The sequence below is a fragment of the Selenomonas ruminantium AC2024 genome, assembly GCF_000687995.1.
Taxonomy (GTDB): domain Bacteria; phylum Bacillota; class Negativicutes; order Selenomonadales; family Selenomonadaceae; genus Selenomonas_A; species Selenomonas_A ruminantium_B.
In genome coordinates this window covers 705,659-722,200 of record NZ_JIAC01000001.1, presented here as the reverse complement: position 1 = coordinate 722,200, position 16,542 = coordinate 705,659, and the positions used below count along the sequence as shown (strand labels likewise).

Here is a 16,542-nt window from a genome sequence, read left to right as displayed (position 1 = left end):
TTGTATTATATTACACGAGTTCTCCTTATATGTCAACACCTTTTTTGAAAAAAAGTTAAAAACTGCTAAAAATTGCAGTTTGTGGGGAGTTCAGTTCGTGCTAAAGGTATCTAGTTCATACGTTGTCAGGGGCGAACGGGGAGTGAATTTTCTGTTTTCCGCTAAACGACCCCCTCGGAAAAAATAGCTGTCCATTTACTCGCGCCGGGCAGGCCAACGGCGCTGCTTTCAGCGTATTTGCTTAGCTTTCTCCTACATGGGGCCGGCCTTCACTGCGTTCAGGCAGTCGCTCCCTACAGAAAATTCACTCCCCGTCCGCCCCAATATACGGTCTATGCTATTGCCACGAACTCGTTGCTCCCGTTACAAGAACATCGATGTACTTGCTCCTTGTCATCACGAAATGACAGTTGGTACGGACATCACTTAGGGCGGAGGTGGTGATGCTTTTCGCCGTGGAACGACTGTCCGAACATAGTGAGGACTGGCCCACAAACAAGAGTTCCTAAAAATTGAGCTGAACATACGCGCCGCCGGCCTGCCCGGCGCAGGTTACTAAAAGTCCAATAAATTCCCTTGTGGGTCATTTAGTGCAACGGCGAAAAGTATTACCACCTCCGCCCCACTGATCTGTAACAAAAATCTTTCAGTACTCACTGACAAACTGCAATTTAATCTACGCAAAAGCCCGCGGGGCTGGTGTTATTTCCCCCAGCTTTTACAAGCCTGTCAATAACGAAGGAAAATATCACCAGCCCCGCGGGCGTCTTTATACATAGATGTACGTCGTATTATCCTGGTTCAAAGTACACAGTAATCGTCGTACCCTTATCCACCAGCGTATTCAATTCAATACTCTGCCCCACAGCATACCCGGAGCCCTCACTTTGGAAGGACAGCCCTTTATCTGCCGCCAGTCCTGCAGCTTCCCTCAGGCTCTTGCCCGTGAAGTCCGGCACCACTACCTTGCCATCCGGCACTACCCCTGTAAAAGGTTTTGCCGGTCTATGGCGGGGCTTCTTTTCCTCTGCCGGTTCCATGCCAGCAAAGGGATCGCTGGAAGGTTCAATATGCAAATAGCGGAACAACTGGGCAAAAATCCGTCCGGCCACAGGCGCTGCAATCTGGCCGCCATAGAAATTGCCCGCGCTGGGGTCATCAATCATCACAAGGACCGTCAATTGCGGGTCTTCCACCGGTGCAAAACCGCAGAAAGAAGCAATATAACGGCCATCCATATAGCCGCTACCATCTTCACGGATTTTCTGCGCTGTACCAGTTTTACCAGCGATACGATAACCCTTCACCTGCGCTTTGGCACCGCCGCCGCTGGATACTACCTGCTCTAGCAGCCCCATCAGCGTCTTATCAGTAGCCGAGTCAATAACCCGGCGCACTTCCGTCTTGCCCCGTTCCTCATAGACGCTGCCATCCGCATTGCGGATAGACTTCACGATATGTGGTTTTAACAGAACGCCATCATTGGCGATAGCCGAAACAGCAGTAACGAGCTGCAAAGGAGTCACGGCAATACTCTGGCCAATGGCCGAGGTTGCCATATCCGAATCCCGCATATCCTCTGGCTTAAAGAGTATACCGCTTTCCTCACCGGGTAAATCTATGCCCGTAGGCTCACCGAAGCCAAAATTGCGGGCATAACTCATCAGACGCTCTGCCCCGAGGCGCAAGCCGACCTGCGCAAAGCCGGTATTCAGCGACTGCTTTACCACATCCGTAAAAGTCACCGTACCGAAACTTTCGCCGTTCCAGTTCTGAATCCGCCGCCCGGACACCATAACGTATCCCGGGTCTACGAATACCTGATTGGGGCTGACCACTTTTTCCTGCAGGGCTGCTCCTGCCACTACTGACTTGAAGGTAGACCCCGGCTCATAGATAAAGGACACCGCGCGGTTCTTCCAGACCTCGGCATTATAATCCCAGAATTTATTGGGGTTGTAGGAAGGACGGGATGCCATAGCCAGGACTTCCCCGGTTTTCGGATTCATCACCACGCAGGTGATGGCCTTAGGATTATTCTCTGCAATGGCCCTGTCCAATTCCTGTTCCACGATAAACTGAATCGCACTGTCAATGGTTAGTTCCACCGTCTTGCAGGAATCGCCCATATAGCGCCGCCGGTTGGAAAAAATGGAATCCAGAATTGGCCGGGCCTGCCGGTCCGTAGTCAGATAGGTTTCCTTGATTTCCCCCTTGAGCAGGGCGTCCAAGGCCTGTTCCACCCCGTCAAGGCCCTTGTCATCGGTGCCCACAAAGCCCAGCACATTGGCCGCCAGAACATCATTGGGATAATAGCGTTTGGCCTCGTCCCGGAAATTCAGACAGGAAATATAGTTCTTTTCTTTAATCAGCTGGCGCACAGCCTCGTATTCCGACTGCTCCATGCGCCGTTTCACCCAGACAAAGCCGCCTCCCACAGCAATATCATCCAGAATATCCTGTTCTGTCTGACCGATAAGCGGTGCCAGATTGGCCGCCACTTCCTGCGGATTATCCACATGAGAGGGGTCAATATAGAGGGACTTGGTCATCGTGCTGACCGCTAGTTCACGGCCATTGCGGTCGAGAATTGCCCCTCGGGGAGACTGAATCGCATAGTCCTGCCCCACCTGTGCCTTCATGCGCTCGCTCAAGGAACTTCCCTGCACGAGCTGCAGCCAGGCATAACGGCAGACGATAAAGCCCACCGCTACCAGCATAAAAAACGCCAAAACGCTGATGCGCCGCTGGACGGCGCGGCGTTCCTTCTTCATGTATTAAGCCTCCTGCCTGCCGCTGTTTTTCAGCAGCGTTTCCCTTAATCTGCCTTCAATCTGCAAGAGTTCAGCTTCCGCCGCCTGCCGTTTGGCCCGGCCATTCTGCTGAATCTTGATGGTTTCTTCAATGGTATTAATCAGGCGGTCATTGACCTCGCGCACCGTTTCGATATCCACAATGCTGCGCTCATTCTCCTGCGCGGTCTCAATGCTGTTCTGCTGCAAAAGCTCCGCATTGCGGCGTAACAATTCGTTGGTCGTATTGCTAACCGCCTGCTGCATGCGCAGAACATCCTGCTGCGCCTGCAAGCCCAAAGCGATGACCAACTGATTCTTCCAGAGCGGAATCGTGCTGTAGATAGCTGTCTGTACACGGTCAATCAGAGCCTTGTCATTGTTCTGAATCAGGCGAATCTGCGGTGCCGACTGAATCGCAATCGTCTTGCTGATTTTAAGGTCATGAACCTTCTTCTCAAAGCGGTTGACACTGGCTTCAAAATCCGATACCACCTGTACCGCCATGGGGTCGCCGGAATCTGCCGCCTGCTGACGGAGTTTGGGCAGCGTAACCTCCCGCATTTCCGTAAGTTTTTCCTCGCCCGCTTGAATATAGAGTTGCAGCTGCTTGAAATAGCTGAGATTTTCCGCGTAGAGCTTGTCAAAGAGCGCTACATCCTTCATCATCTTGAGCTTGGCCTGTTCCAGATTCCCCTGAATGCGCTCCACCTGCGTAGAGAGTTTATCATAGCCCAGCTTGATATCTTCGCCCTTTTTCACGAGACTGCCCACCAGCGGAATCTTCGTCAGAAAACTCTTGTTCTCCTCCGGTTCAAAATCCCGAACCTGCTTGACAAGGCTTCCCAACAGCTCACCTACAGGCCCGCTGTCCTTCGTGCGCACCTGTGACAATACGCTGTCCGAGAACTCGGCAATCTTTTGCTGGGCAGGCGCACCAAAGCGCAGGATGGCCGTGGAATCCGTCAAATCCAGTTCATCCTTTATCTTTTCCACCTGTGCCCGCTCCTCCGGACTCAGGTCATTTACCACCTGTTCCACCTGCGCCGTCATCACTTCCGTGGACGGCAGATTATCCGGGGTTACATCAGCACTTGCAATATTTGTCTTCGCCTTCATCAAATCTTCTAATTTTACTTCCATGGTCATTCCTCCCTCTTACCGATAATACTGATTATAAAAGTCATCTACTGGCATAAATAAATAGCGAATACCTTCCACGATGGAAACCAAGGTTGGTATCATCGTCCAGAACAAAAACAAATAGGCCATGCCCCACTTGGTCTTGCCCTGAAAGAACTTATGGACGCCAAAGGTTCCCAAAACAATGGCCAGACCACTCATAATGACCTTCTGAAACAGCACCGAGCTGCGCAAATTGTCCGGTGTAGTTATTTTCTCCTTGAAGGGGGCTGTTTCCTGCCCGCCCACTTTGGTAACTGCTCCCCGGCGCGGACGCTTCTTGCGGCCAATCCCTGTAGCCTGCGGCGCTTTGGCAGCATTCAGCTCCACCGCCTCTGCGGTGCTTCCCTGTTGATTATTGCTGATACCCTCAGCCTCCAGTGACTGCTGCATCACTGTAAGCTCCGCATCCATATCCAGCAGCTGGCTGTTGATAATCTTGGTAAACTCGGCGCTATAGGCTTCGTCAAAGCTCACGATGGTCTCTTTCAGCCTGGCTTTGACCTGACGCACCTGCTCCGTTTCCAGTTTGGTTTCCTCCAGCTCGCTGTACTGCTCACTGAGGCTGGCCGCCCTGTCCTGATAGTAGTGAATAAAACGGCCAGCTGCTGCAATCCGCTCTGGGTGTTTTTCCACATAGTTAAGCAGCCGGGCCGACTCCTGCTGCATAAGACCTAATTGCCGGCTGAGCTGGCTATCCCGAATCTTGCGCCGAGCCTCTTCAATCCGCTGATAATCCCCCCTGGCCTTCTCCCAATCCGCCAGAGCCGTATCTGCCTGCTCCGCTGCCAGTTGGCTGAGATCCAGCTTCCGCACTTCCTGCTGCGGCAGCTGCCCTTTGTAAACGCTAATACCCATCCCGAGCATTAACAGCAAGCACACCGCAGGGCTGTAATCATTCAGAATCGTATAAATTCCGCCGCTCCCCAAAAGCAAAGCCAGTAGTCCATATATATTCCGCATTGCCATCGCTCCTCAATGTGAAAAATCTACTTTCATTATATCATAAAACCACCAGAAAAAAAGAGCACCAAACCTGCCACAACAGTAGCAGGAATCGTGCTCTTCTTTAACGTTTAGACACTGAAAAAATGAACCGTCAACGCTAATCCGTATACCGAATGCTTATGTAATTAACCGCTCCATTATTTTGTTTCACCGCAAAGCGCAAAAGGTAAGGACGTCCTCTTTCATCCCTATACTTGTACTCATAAAGGTCTAAGTCTCCATAAGCAGACAACAGATAATCTGTCCCATAGGCATTCAAGACATCCTGCAAAGACGAACCAGGATGTATGCCCATAGGCGTTGTAACTCTAGCATCATCTGCCGCCGTACCAGTAACTTCACCATAGTCATAGGCAACATCCATTAGTGGGTAAACGTAACGGAGTTTGCCTGTCTCTTTTTCCGTTTTCTTAGTTGGTTCTCCCAGCACCTTCTCAGCCTCTGCCAATGAATCTCCCAATTTGACATTCCCCATCATAGCGTTTGACGGCGGACGAGACACAGCTGTATTCTTGTCTGTGTTCGCTGAATTGGTTGCAGTCACTGTCTGTTCGGGTGCCGGTACAGCCTTTCCAGAATCCGTATCAGTCGCAGCATCCTTCCCCAGAATTTTTGCCATAATCACCGCTGTCTCCAACACATTCAAATTCGTGTCGTTAATTTTAACGGCTCCTGTTTCAAAAGAAGTATTGTCTTTGATGATAAACTGCATCTTGTAGGTAGCCGGCTTATCCTGCCATGTACACTTCCCGGTAAACTCCACCACTCTCTGCCCATCCGTGGACTTAAACGACTCCCACTTAGGTTCGGCAAAAAAATTGGCAAAAGCCTCACCAATGGCTATATTGGGCGCCATTTGCAAATGCCCTTTCTTTACTTGGGTTACATATTCATCGTCAAAAACGGACATCACTTCATTTTGCAGTGATGCGACCTCTTTAGCACATCCGCAAAACGTAAAAACGACCACGAAAGTTGTGAGTACAGCCGTCAGTATGTGTCTTCCTCTTACAGCGAAATCCTTTTCACCATTCATAGGATCGCCTCCTATTTCCATACTTACTTATCAATAAGCATCCAAAAGCATGTACGCACTATCAGAAACTGCAGTTTCATAGCGATTAGTGGCAGAATCCATCCACTGCTTGCCACCATAAAACTTCATGTGATACGCCGCATAAAATGCTAACTCACCTTCAATCACATGACTAGTGGAAGCGTAATCCCCCACAGGCGGCATATAGTTCCACTTATTAGCCATTGTATCTAACCTATACATTTTCCTGCTGTCCCAGTTGTAATAATAATAATGTGTTTCTGTTTCGTAAACTCTTGGCGAATTAATAAGATCCAACTCAAAACCATTGGATGAAAGGCTCACAGTCACCACGTTTACAGCTATTTGATAATTAGGCGGTGCATATTTTTGTACAGCCACTGAACTCTTATCCATATACCACGCCATTCCCTGTTTCGCATTAACCAGGACCCAATTTCTATCTCCATTAAGATAGTCCGGATACTGATTCGCCTCAGATACAGTATTGGAACATAACAGTAGTGCTGACATCAACACCAGACAAACAGCTATTTTTATTTCTTTCAACCTTTTTGATAACATTACCAATTCTCCTTTCTTTCTAACTAGAAGTTCGATTCGGTAATATCATATTTTCAATGTTTATTCTTCCAATTTTCAAAATCAATCAGTTCATTTGCATCTGATATCATCCAATAGCAAGGGATAATTCCCAATCCAAACAAGCAGAGTATAATACAAACGGCAGGAGAGTGTCTACTACCAGGCATATTACGCATATCCTTCGCTTCATTAAGCGCAACAACCTGTTCGTAATACCAGTAAATTCCGTATATCCCCAAAGTTATAAAGATATACAAAATCAATTTCCCCCCAGTAGCCGTGACCTCTCTGCCTGTAAAGTAATTTGTAGTCTTGGAAAATTTATTTATCCAGTAAATACCATATATCCCTAATGTAATAATACTAAGCAATATCATGGATATAAAACCATATTTTTCCATGGGTGGTTTATATCCTACCCCCACACTCTCACTCAACGGTTGTTGCTGATATGTAGCATTAACTGGTGCATAAGTAGGCCCTGGCGATGAAGGTGCTGCTTGCAATCCGGATTTCATCTTGTCACCATCCTCCAAATCAATAAAGCCGGCCTTTTCTGAAAGCTGTCCTCCACACTCCGGACAAAACTTTGTGCCCTCACCATAATCTTTGTTACATTTGGCGCAATACTTCGACATTTTTCTCTACCTCCTCATAAAACTATTCTCTATCCTCTACCAGCTTATCTTGATTTCCCATACGGGTCGCGATAGTGCCGGTTTATGTAGCTGACTAAGTTTCGCTCTACTGGATTATTATCAAAAAATTCTTTTTGATTTCTCAAATAGTATAGATTCTTGCCATCCCTCTCCATAGACAACACCTGAAAATAGGTTATTGTATAATGCGTCGTTTCATAATCCACTTCTTTAGGATTTACAATCTTTACCCAACAATCGTACCTTTCGCCCCCTTCATCCCTGTCATATACAGATTCCTTGATGCTTTCTGTCATCAAATATGCCGTTGTCCCATCCATATAGTTACCAAGATAAAAGTCTGCTGCTTCCATACGACATTGAGCACCAACCAACATTGCCAACGCCATCATAAGCGTAGCAATAATCTTCATACATCGTCCCATTCTCCTCGTCCTTTCTATTTTTGTATCTCTTTAACAATTTCTATCAGCACATCCCCTGGTATCAGTCCATTCGCAACAATACGGCCATCCGGAGCAATGCGGATTTCCAACTTATTGTTCACCTCCCCCCATGTCTCTTTCCAAAACAACAACCTTGGCGTAAGAAAATGAAACTCTTGATTAGATGAGCCCACCAATGGCCTGTCAGTGCTGGCTAACGCCTCTACATAAGGGCCATCTAGTAAAAGATCTACCTCAGCTAATAACCGCCCCACATCCGCTGACCGCTGCTTGAGCAACGCATCCAGCGTCCAGCCAGTAAAACAAATAACTGTAAAATGAGGCTTTTTCGCCTTGACTTTCCTCACCAACTCAGCCAATGAACCGGCCTGACAAAAAGGTTCACCTCCAGCAATAGTTATCCCATCCAGCTTCGACACAGATAGAATCCTACCGACCAAACTATCCACCTGCTCACTATATCCTGCCGTAAAGTCCCAGGTATCTTGTGCGACACAACCATGGCAATGATGCGGGCACCCCTGGACCCAAATTCCAGCCCGTAAGCCAGGTCCTTCCGTTTTGGTTGCAGGGATAAAGTGATAGAGCCGCAGCTTACCACTCATTTCTCTGCCCCGTCCTTACTACATCATCCTCATAGTCCCTCTGCTCTTGATGAGTATGAACTTCTTCCGTTTCATAAAATTCTTCGGTAAAATTAGACTGCCATGTACGGCTGTCAGTAAGTTCTTCGATAATGCCGATATAATCCGTACATTTCTTTCCCTTAATGCCGTCAATTTCCCCTTGTACCCTGCCATCAGGGTAAATTCGGATTTGCATAGTAGCCATATCCCTACATCCCTTCCTTCTTCTAAAAATCAATGACGCGGGCAGCTCCTGACCTTACAGAAGTAACCTCAATCCGATTTTCAATTGCCTTATATAAATGTGGCGGCACATCCAGTTTTGCTACATATATCATAAATTCATCTGTAGTGGCAAAGCCAGTGTTTCTATCCCGTTCCCGCATTATAGCCTCCGCTTCACTCAAATTTATCCCTGGTAACAGCAGAAGGTCTTGCTTCTCTGCCGTGTTAATGGAAATCTTCAACTGTGACACCTCCCCTAGAAATCAATAAATCGGCCATTCCCCGCAGATACAATTGAAAAATTCCTACGCAATTCCTCCTGCGCCTGTGAAGAAAGCTGTACTCTAGCAAACAAATCCTCAAAAGATAGGTAATCTCCCCCTTTTTCCTTTTGAGAAATAATTTGCATCGCCAATATACGATTGATAGCAGATAGTTTCGTCAAATCCTCCACCGTGGCGGCATTAAGACTAGGTAATTCCGGTTCCACTGCTGTGGCACTACTTTGCGCCTGCTGATTGCTGCCTGTTTCAAAACTAATTGTTTTTGCTATCGGCTGCGGCGTAATTTGCGGTGATAGGTCTGATACAGGAGGTAACGGTTGCGATGCAGGCTTCGACTGAGGCGTAAAATTTCTCGTCCGCTGTTCCATTTCCTTTTTCAATGCCTTTTGCTTTACTTTCCTGGTTGCATACCAACCGGGAAAAATAAACAAAGCAAAGAACAATATTGCCTTTATCAGCATTGGGAGTTCCATTTCGCTTACCCCTGCAATTAAGCAGGCAAAGCCAAACCAAACAATAGCATACCAAAAAATCCACCACAAAACTTTTTGCACAGTTCCCATTTCCCACCCCTCCTATATATTCACCGTCAAAACGATGGAATTATCTTCCATAATCTCTTCGCTTTCCACCGTCATTTTTTTCTCTTCCAGTTTCTTTCTCACATTCATATAGGTACGTTCCTGCACAGCACTCCGATACCCCTCATCCAGCTGCCGCATGGCATCATAGACTGCACGGGCATCTTTCTGCCCAGTAAAACTAAGCTCATAGGGAACTCCCGGTTCTTTTTGCCGGAATTCCAACGTGAAACCGGAAAGTTCACATATCAACGTGCGATCTTTGCGATAGAGTTTCTTTTGTGCACCAAATTTCAGCAACGTTTCCTCTAGAAGTTCCTTATCGGTATATATGGTCGTTAAAGTTCCCTCCACTTTGGGTGCAATCTTTGTGGCCTGTGGCTCCACATAGAGAATCTGTCTATTTGCTTTACGCTGTAAATCCCGAAAGAATATTTTTATTTTTTCCATATCATCGCTTTTGCTGAAATTAGCCTGCCACTTACCTTCATGCTTTTCCCAGAAAAACCACAATTCCTTATCTATATGCGTCTTGTACATCTCACCCCAAGGCTCAGCATCATGACCAGCACCTTTGACCGTTTGCAGCAAATCTTGTTCATCTTTGAAATTGGTGGCCAGACGCATCGTATTAGACTCCACCCATTCGTTAAAATTTTTCTCTCCCATAGCCGCCCTCATAGCAAGGGCAATGGGAATTGCCAATAAACAAATAGACACAATTATCACTCCCAGCTTAAATATCTATTGTTCTGCCGCCCCGTTGCTGAAATACATCCTCTTTTTTCTCTGGTTCACCATTTCCGTTTCCTGCAGCAGAATTATCTCTCACATAGTCCTGCCTGTCCTCTGGTGCTGTCGCTGCCACCGCCCGCACATTAGCCCAAGCTCTGATAGCGGATATCTGCTCGGCCTGAGTAACCACCAAGGGAACAGTATTTGTAATTGCCTTATCAAAATCCTCCATACGAATGGCGCGATTTTCACAGAACGCTTCAAAGAGTCCACTGGTAACAGCATTTTCTATCTCTGCCCCCACAAAGCCCTCCGTTTCATCAGCCAAATGATTGAGTGCTGTTTCATCCCAGTCAAAACTCCCCCTGACATCCTTATCTTTAAGCCGCCGCATCAAATGTACCTTAAAAATAGCTTTTCTTTCAGCGGCGGTAGGCAAATCCACAAAGAAAATTTCATCAAAACGCCCTTTTCTCATCATTTCCGAGGGCAACGCATGGATATTATTGGCGGTAGCCACCACAAATACAGGTTCTTTCTTTTCCTGCATCCATGTCAAGAATGTGCCAAAAACACGCGTTGACGTACCACTGTCACCGGAGCCACTTACCCCACTGAACCCCTTTTCAATCTCATCAATCCAGAGGATACTGGGGGCCGCCGCTTCAGCGGTCTTGATGGCATTGCGCATATTCTCCTCACTACTTCCTACAATCCCGCTAAAAATCTTACCTACATCCATGCGAAGTAGCGGAAGTTTCCACATGGCACTTATAGCCTTAGCGGTAAGGCTCTTGCCACAACCAGGTACACCTGTGATAAGCACACCTTTAGGTGCAGGCAAACTATACTTGGCCGCCCGTGCCTGCCACGAATTATTACGTTTAAGCAACCATTTTTTTAGATTTCCCAAGCCACCAACATCGTCCAAATTTAAGTCACTCTGTATATATTCCAATACACCTGTTTTCTTGATAATCTGCCGTTTTTCTTCAACAATAATGTCCCTGCTGTCCTTGTCCAAGCACCCCCGCTCCACGATGGCGCGGGCAAAAGCGTTTTCAGCCTCCTGTAATGTAAGTCCCTGTGCGGCTCTCGCCAGTTCTTCACTACTGTTTTCATCAAGGTCAAAGCGAATCTTTGTATTCCCCCGGTTATCATTAATAATTCGCTTCAAACTCTGCTTGATATCCCGATAATCTGGCAAGTCAAAATCCACAATAGTAATATCCTTCTGCAACTCATTGGGCAAGATAAGCCGTGGTGACAGAAGGATTACATTCTTGGGCACCATACCACCCTTCAACATATTCACCGTATCCCGCACCTTACGAATCACCTTGGCTTCCGGCTTACGGCTGTCAAAATAAACATGAAAATCTAGCAGAATCAACATAGCAGGCTTATTATACTTCTGAATAAAATCCAATGCCTTCATTGGATCTGATGTATCCTTCTCCGGCTTCCCCCCCGCTGTAATATCAGTCTCAACCTCGATGCGTTCTATACCTGTGGTGATACGCCATACAAAGATATCCCGCGCCGTTTTGATAAAGGCCGTATCTGTCCCTATGCGGAAAATGGTCTTGAGCGCACGTTCTTCTTCCCAAGTCGGCAAATATATCATAGGGAACCTTGCCCGGCAAAGGTCTGCCAAATGTTTTTCAATCGAATTCCGTTGTTCCATCATACATCCCCCAAATCCATCACTCACTTCCGACTTTTCAATCAACAATACAATTCTAGAAAAAAAAAAAAAAATCCTGCTCATTCAAGAAAAAAGTTATCCACACTTTTCCCTGAACAAGCAGGCTATATTAAGCACAATATTATCTTACCAATGATATTTTTCCCCGCGGTTAATCTTAAAGGCGCGGTAAATTTGTTCCACAAGCAGGAGCCTCACCATCTGATGGGTAAAGGTCATTCGCGAAAAGCTCAAGAGCTCATCTGCAGCCTTGCGCACCTCGCTGGAAAGGCCAAAGGCCCCGCCAATCAAAAAGGTGATATTGCTGCGGCCGGAAAGGCCCAGCTTGTCGATTGAGGCCGCCAATTCCTCCGAGGATTTTTCCTTGCCGAATACATCCAGCACAAAGAGATAACTGCCCTCCGGTACCAGCTTCAGGAGTTTTTCTCCCTCCCGGGTCAGCACCTGTTCCCTTTCCGCATCAGACGGCGAATCCGGCATCTTCTCCTCGTGAATCTCCCGGATTTCCACCTGAGCAAAAGGCTTCAGACGCTTCATGAATTCAGCAATCCCCGCCGAGAGATACTTCTCCTTGATTTTGCCTGCACAGACAATCGTAATCTTCATCAGCGGTTATCCTGCGGCATTTCTTCGAGCACCACATCCACATTGCGGCTGGCACCATTGCGGTCAAAGGTGACTTTCACCGTATCGCCTACCTTATGCGCAGCCACTTTGGCCCGCAGGTCGGATACGCTGTTTACCTCTTCATCATTGACCTTCAGAATGATGTCGCCACGCTGGAGGCCAGCTTTGCCACAGGGGCCATTGAGGGTCAGCTGGAAGATGTAAACACCCTTGTCAATATTCAGCTGATAGCCATAGCGGCCAGCCGTCTGGGGGTCAAATACGGACACCCCGAGATAGGGACGAGCAACATAGCCCTTGTTCATAATCTCATCAATAATGTTCTGCACCGTATTGGTGGGAATGGCAAAGCCCATACCCTCAACGCCGCTGGCAGCCAGCTTGGCGCTGTTGATGCCGATGACTTCCCCATCTGCATTCACAAGCGCACCGCCGGAGTTGCCGGGGTTAATGGCTGCATCCGTCTGGATCAGTTTCACCAGCTTGTCGCTGATATCCAACGTGCGGTTAACGGCACTCACCACACCGCTGGTGACACTGCCCCGGAATTCCAGACCCATGGGGTTGCCGATGGCAATAGCCGGTTCCCCGACAACAATCTGATCCGAATCGCCAAATTTTGCCGTGGGCAGATCCTTGCCATCCACTTTCACCACAGCTAAATCCGTCAGTTCGTCAGCGCCAATCAGCTTGCCCTTGAGGCTGCGGCCATCGGACAGGGACACAATGATTTCCTTCGCGCCGCTGACCACATGGTTATTGGTCACGATGTAGCCATCCTCACGGAAGATAACGCCAGAGCCAACGCCCTGGGTCTCCACCGGATTATTGAACCAATCCCGAACCACAGCTTTATTGGTAATACCTACTACAGCAGGCCCCACCATCTTGGCTGCCCGCACTGCCGGGGTATTTCTAGCATCGGAAAGTTTTACATCAGCATTTGCCTTCTGGGAACCCTGCGCAGATTCGCTGACACTGGTGCTGTTATCCGCCGCCGTTCCTGCCGAACAGCCGGAAAAAGTAATGGCCGACACAGCCAGCATAGCAGCAACCATCAGTGAAGTTTTCTTCTTATTCATGAAAATCCCTCCAAATTCAATTCAAGTACCAGCTCACCATTTCAGTTTGGCTGGCCACTGTTAAATCAATATTGACACCCTGACGCTCCAAAATTCCCAGCACCGTATTCTCTGCCAGTTCCGGGCGATTGTTTTCCTCGGACAGATGCGCCAGAAAAACCTTCTCCGGCCGTTTCTGCATACGGATAAGCGCCCAAGCTGCATCCGAATTGGCCAGATGCCCCCGGTTGGACAGGATACGCCGTTTAAGCGGCCAAGGATAACTGCCCTGTTTCAAAACCTCCGGGTCGTGATTGGATTCCAAAATCAATACGTCCGCCCCTTCAATGGCAGCCTGCACACTGGACGTCACAAAACCCAAATCCGTGGCCAAAGTCACGTTCTTGCGCCCTTTCAAGCGGTAGCCCACAGGTTCTGCCGCATCATGGGAGATGTTAAAGCTCTCAATGTTCAGCCCATTGATGGCAAACGCTTCACCAATGGGGCAGAAGCACTCCGCCGGAATCGCCGCCCGCTCTTTCATATGTTCAATCGTGCCCGGACGGGTGAAGATGGGCAGGTGATACCATTTGCACAAAGTAGGCAGCCCCGCCACATGGTCACGGTGTTCATGGGTGATGAGCACACCATCCAAAGAGGAAGGCTCTACACCAATCCCCAGCAATCCTTTTTTAATTTTCGTGGCGCTGATGCCAGCGTCGAGCAAAAGCCTTGTGCCATCCATTTCCACAAAGACGGCATTCCCTTTGCTGCCACTGGCCAGAATCCTAACCTGCATCCCTACGGCTCCTATCTTAACACTTGACTATGTAAATTATCTGTAAAGATAACACTTTTTCATTATAACGCCATTGTTCCCAGATAACAACTAAAGAAAAATCCAGAATTCCAGCCGCAAGCCCGTGGTAACTTATTCCTGCGCTAGTACACGCAAGCGTGTAAATCGCGCCGGAACAAGTCACCACGGACTTTCAAAGGTAGTTTTAGCTCCCCGCTAAAGAAGAAATCTATTAACGTATCGAACAATGCGTTCAATATTGATTACATAACCAACAAGGGCTCGGTGACTTGTTCCTGAGCATTTTACGCGCAAAGCGCGTACTTGCGCAGGAATAAGTCACCGAGCCCTTTAGCTACGATGTCAATCGAATCGCATCGTGGTATTATTCATTAGATGTTGTACACGCGTACGGAGCTGGAGTTACCCTTGCCAGCCTTCACACCGGAGGTGATGATGGTGAGGTCGCCGCGCTGTACGAGGTCTTCCTTAACAGCAGCAGCCGTTGCATTGCTGATCATTTCATCCACATCGCTCCACTGGGTGCCGAGTACCGGATATACGCCCCAACGCAGGTTCAGCTGACGCAGAACTTTTTCGCTCGGCGTGTAAGCTACGATAGCAGCCTTCGGACGATACTTGGAAACGACCTTCGTCGTGTAACCGGATTCGGTCGGCGTGATGATAGCCGGAGCATCGAGCTCGTAAGCCATCTGAACCGTAGCATGAGCGATAGCACGCGTACGGGATTCCATATGCTGCAGACCACGTTCTACATAGAGTTCCTTGTATTCAAGGGAGCTTTCCATGCGCTGTGCAATGCGGTTCATCGTGGAAACTGCTTCTACCGGATAGTCACCGGAAGCCGTTTCGCCGGACAGCATGATGGCATCCGTACCATCGAGGATGGCGTTACCAACGTCAGAAACTTCTGCACGGGTCGGACGCGGGTTGCGTTCCATGGAGTCGAGCATCTGCGTAGCAACGATAACCGGCTTGCCAGCAGCGTTGCACTTGCGGATGATTTCCTTCTGAATAAGGGGCACATCTTCTGCCGGAACTTCTACGCCCAGGTCACCACGGGCAACCATGATGCCGTCGGAAACTTCCAGGATAGCATCGAAGTTCTTAACACCTTCGAGGTTTTCGATCTTCGGCAGAATTTCCATGTGGCCATTGTGCTCTTCGATGAGCTTGCGGATGGCGATAACATCATCCGGACGCTGGATGAAGGAAGCAGCTACAAAATCCATGTCCTGTTCGCAGCCAAAGATGATGTCCTTAGCATCCTGTTCGGAGATAGGAGGCAGACCAAGGGGTACGCCCGGAGCAGCTACGCGCTTGCGCGTGCTCATCTTACCGCTGTTCTGGATGGTCGTAACGATATCCTTGCCCTTGATTTCATCGACTTTGAGGGCTACGAGGCCATCGGAGAGGAGCAGGGTATCGCCCGGCTTAACTTCCGTGTAGAGACCTTTGTGGTTTACGGAAACATGAGTTTCATCACCCGGTTCATCGTCATAGGTCAAAGTGAACTTGTTGCCCTTTTCGAGCATAACTTTGCCATCTTTGAACTCGCCCAGACGCATTTCCGGACCTTTGGTATCGAGGATTAAAGAGATAACCTTGCCAGCCTTCTTGGCAGCTTCACGAACCATATTGATACGGCCAAGATGTTCTGCGTGGTCACCATGGGAGAAGTTGAAGCGTGCGCAGTTCATGCCATTGGCAATCAGTGCATCAATTACGCCCGGTTTCTCTGTGGACGGACCCTGCGTGCAAACGATTTTCGTCTTTTTTAACATGTTGTAAACCCCACCTATTCTTTTACTACATATTATATTTTAGACGGACACCTCCCCTTCGGGGAGTCGCTGTATGGCGTCCTGTCTACGGCCTAATTTAACAGGGAAAATTTTCCCATCAGCTTCTATTCTACACTCTTTGTCCCCATAAGTAAAACATTTTCGGCGAAATTCTATGGAAAAATATATTTTCTGAAAAGCGGCTCATTCTTTGAAATTTATTGCTTTTATTCCCCGATATACGGGCCAATCATCCCTATTGATTGGAATTGTTCCCATCATCAAAAACAGCTTATCCTTCTGGGCAAAATTGACGATATACCTATAAGGGAAGTGTTGCACTTTCCAAAAAGTGGGAAAGG

17 protein-coding genes are annotated in these 16,542 nt (G+C 48.1%); all 17 read right to left on the bottom strand.

All coding sequences use genetic code 11. The features are described 5' to 3' along the window. Nucleotides 1-791 precede the first annotated feature (791 nt). The 17 genes from P157_RS0103300 to pyk all read right to left on the bottom strand — a co-directional run bounded on the left by P157_RS0103300 (nt 792) and on the right by pyk (nt 16,180). Complete coding sequence (locus P157_RS0103300; RefSeq protein ID WP_026759767.1) at nt 792-2,774, bottom strand: penicillin-binding protein; 1,983 nt, start codon at nt 2,772-2,774, stop codon at nt 792-794. A gap of 3 nt (nt 2,775-2,777) precedes the next feature. Continuing rightward, nucleotides 2,778-3,935, bottom strand: coding sequence for a toxic anion resistance protein (locus P157_RS0103295; protein ID WP_026759766.1), 1,158 nt, complete (start codon nt 3,933-3,935; stop codon nt 2,778-2,780). A gap of 15 nt (nt 3,936-3,950) precedes the next feature. After that, nucleotides 3,951-4,937, bottom strand: coding sequence for a 5-bromo-4-chloroindolyl phosphate hydrolysis family protein (locus P157_RS14810; protein WP_051598473.1), 987 nt, complete (start codon nt 4,935-4,937; stop codon nt 3,951-3,953). A 142-nt stretch (nt 4,938-5,079) separates the two neighbouring features. Continuing rightward, the gene (locus tag P157_RS14805; RefSeq protein WP_051598472.1) at nt 5,080-6,018 is read right to left on the bottom strand and encodes a hypothetical protein; all 939 of its coding nucleotides are present in this window, start codon (nt 6,016-6,018) and stop codon (nt 5,080-5,082) included. Between the two features lie 30 nt (nt 6,019-6,048). Further along, nucleotides 6,049-6,603, bottom strand: a complete 555-nt coding sequence (locus P157_RS13720) for a hypothetical protein (RefSeq protein WP_051598471.1) — start codon at nt 6,601-6,603, stop codon at nt 6,049-6,051. A gap of 53 nt (nt 6,604-6,656) precedes the next feature. After that, nucleotides 6,657-7,262 carry a DUF4234 domain-containing protein gene (locus P157_RS15245; protein WP_051598470.1) on the bottom strand — a complete coding sequence of 202 codons (606 nt, stop codon included), beginning with the start codon at nt 7,260-7,262 and terminating at the stop codon, nt 6,657-6,659. A gap of 44 nt (nt 7,263-7,306) precedes the next feature. Next, complete coding sequence (locus P157_RS0103270; protein WP_026759764.1) at nt 7,307-7,696, bottom strand: hypothetical protein; 390 nt, start codon at nt 7,694-7,696, stop codon at nt 7,307-7,309. A 26-nt stretch (nt 7,697-7,722) separates the two neighbouring features. Further along, complete coding sequence (locus P157_RS0103265; RefSeq protein WP_026759763.1) at nt 7,723-8,334, bottom strand: 4Fe-4S single cluster domain-containing protein; 612 nt, start codon at nt 8,332-8,334, stop codon at nt 7,723-7,725. Further along, nucleotides 8,324-8,560 carry a DUF2997 domain-containing protein gene (locus tag P157_RS0103260; RefSeq protein WP_026759762.1) on the bottom strand — a complete coding sequence of 79 codons (237 nt, stop codon included), beginning with the start codon at nt 8,558-8,560 and terminating at the stop codon, nt 8,324-8,326. Before P157_RS0103260 ends, P157_RS0103265 begins: the two co-directional genes overlap by 11 nt. Nucleotides 8,561-8,582: 22 nt before the next feature. Further along, nucleotides 8,583-8,822, bottom strand: coding sequence for a ComEA family DNA-binding protein (locus tag P157_RS0103255; protein ID WP_026759761.1), 240 nt, complete (start codon nt 8,820-8,822; stop codon nt 8,583-8,585). A 14-nt stretch (nt 8,823-8,836) separates the two neighbouring features. Further along, the gene (locus P157_RS0103250; protein ID WP_026759760.1) at nt 8,837-9,427 is read right to left on the bottom strand and encodes a helix-hairpin-helix domain-containing protein; all 591 of its coding nucleotides are present in this window, start codon (nt 9,425-9,427) and stop codon (nt 8,837-8,839) included. Nucleotides 9,428-9,439: 12 nt separating this feature from the next. Continuing rightward, complete coding sequence (locus P157_RS0103245) at nt 9,440-10,165, bottom strand: hypothetical protein (RefSeq protein ID WP_155266693.1); 726 nt, start codon at nt 10,163-10,165, stop codon at nt 9,440-9,442. 16 nt (nt 10,166-10,181) lie between these two features. Beyond that, complete coding sequence (locus P157_RS0103240; protein WP_230578434.1) at nt 10,182-11,870, bottom strand: AAA family ATPase; 1,689 nt, start codon at nt 11,868-11,870, stop codon at nt 10,182-10,184. Nucleotides 11,871-12,014: 144 nt separating this feature from the next. Further along, entirely contained in the window at nt 12,015-12,494 is a 480-nt protein-coding gene (rlmH, locus tag P157_RS0103235; RefSeq protein WP_026759757.1) for a 23S rRNA (pseudouridine(1915)-N(3))-methyltransferase RlmH, read from the bottom strand. Continuing rightward, the gene (locus tag P157_RS0103230; RefSeq protein ID WP_026759756.1) at nt 12,494-13,597 is read right to left on the bottom strand and encodes a S1C family serine protease; all 1,104 of its coding nucleotides are present in this window, start codon (nt 13,595-13,597) and stop codon (nt 12,494-12,496) included. The genes rlmH and P157_RS0103230 overlap by 1 nt, the downstream gene beginning before the upstream one ends. Before the next feature lie 16 nt (nt 13,598-13,613). Continuing rightward, nucleotides 13,614-14,375: an MBL fold metallo-hydrolase gene (locus tag P157_RS13715; protein ID WP_037368092.1), complete on the bottom strand. Its 762-nt coding sequence runs from the start codon at nt 14,373-14,375 to the stop codon at nt 13,614-13,616. 392 nt (nt 14,376-14,767) lie between these two features. Continuing rightward, nucleotides 14,768-16,180 carry a pyruvate kinase gene (gene pyk, locus P157_RS0103220; protein ID WP_026759755.1) on the bottom strand — a complete coding sequence of 471 codons (1,413 nt, stop codon included), beginning with the start codon at nt 16,178-16,180 and terminating at the stop codon, nt 14,768-14,770. Nucleotides 16,181-16,542: the final 362 nt, after the last annotated feature.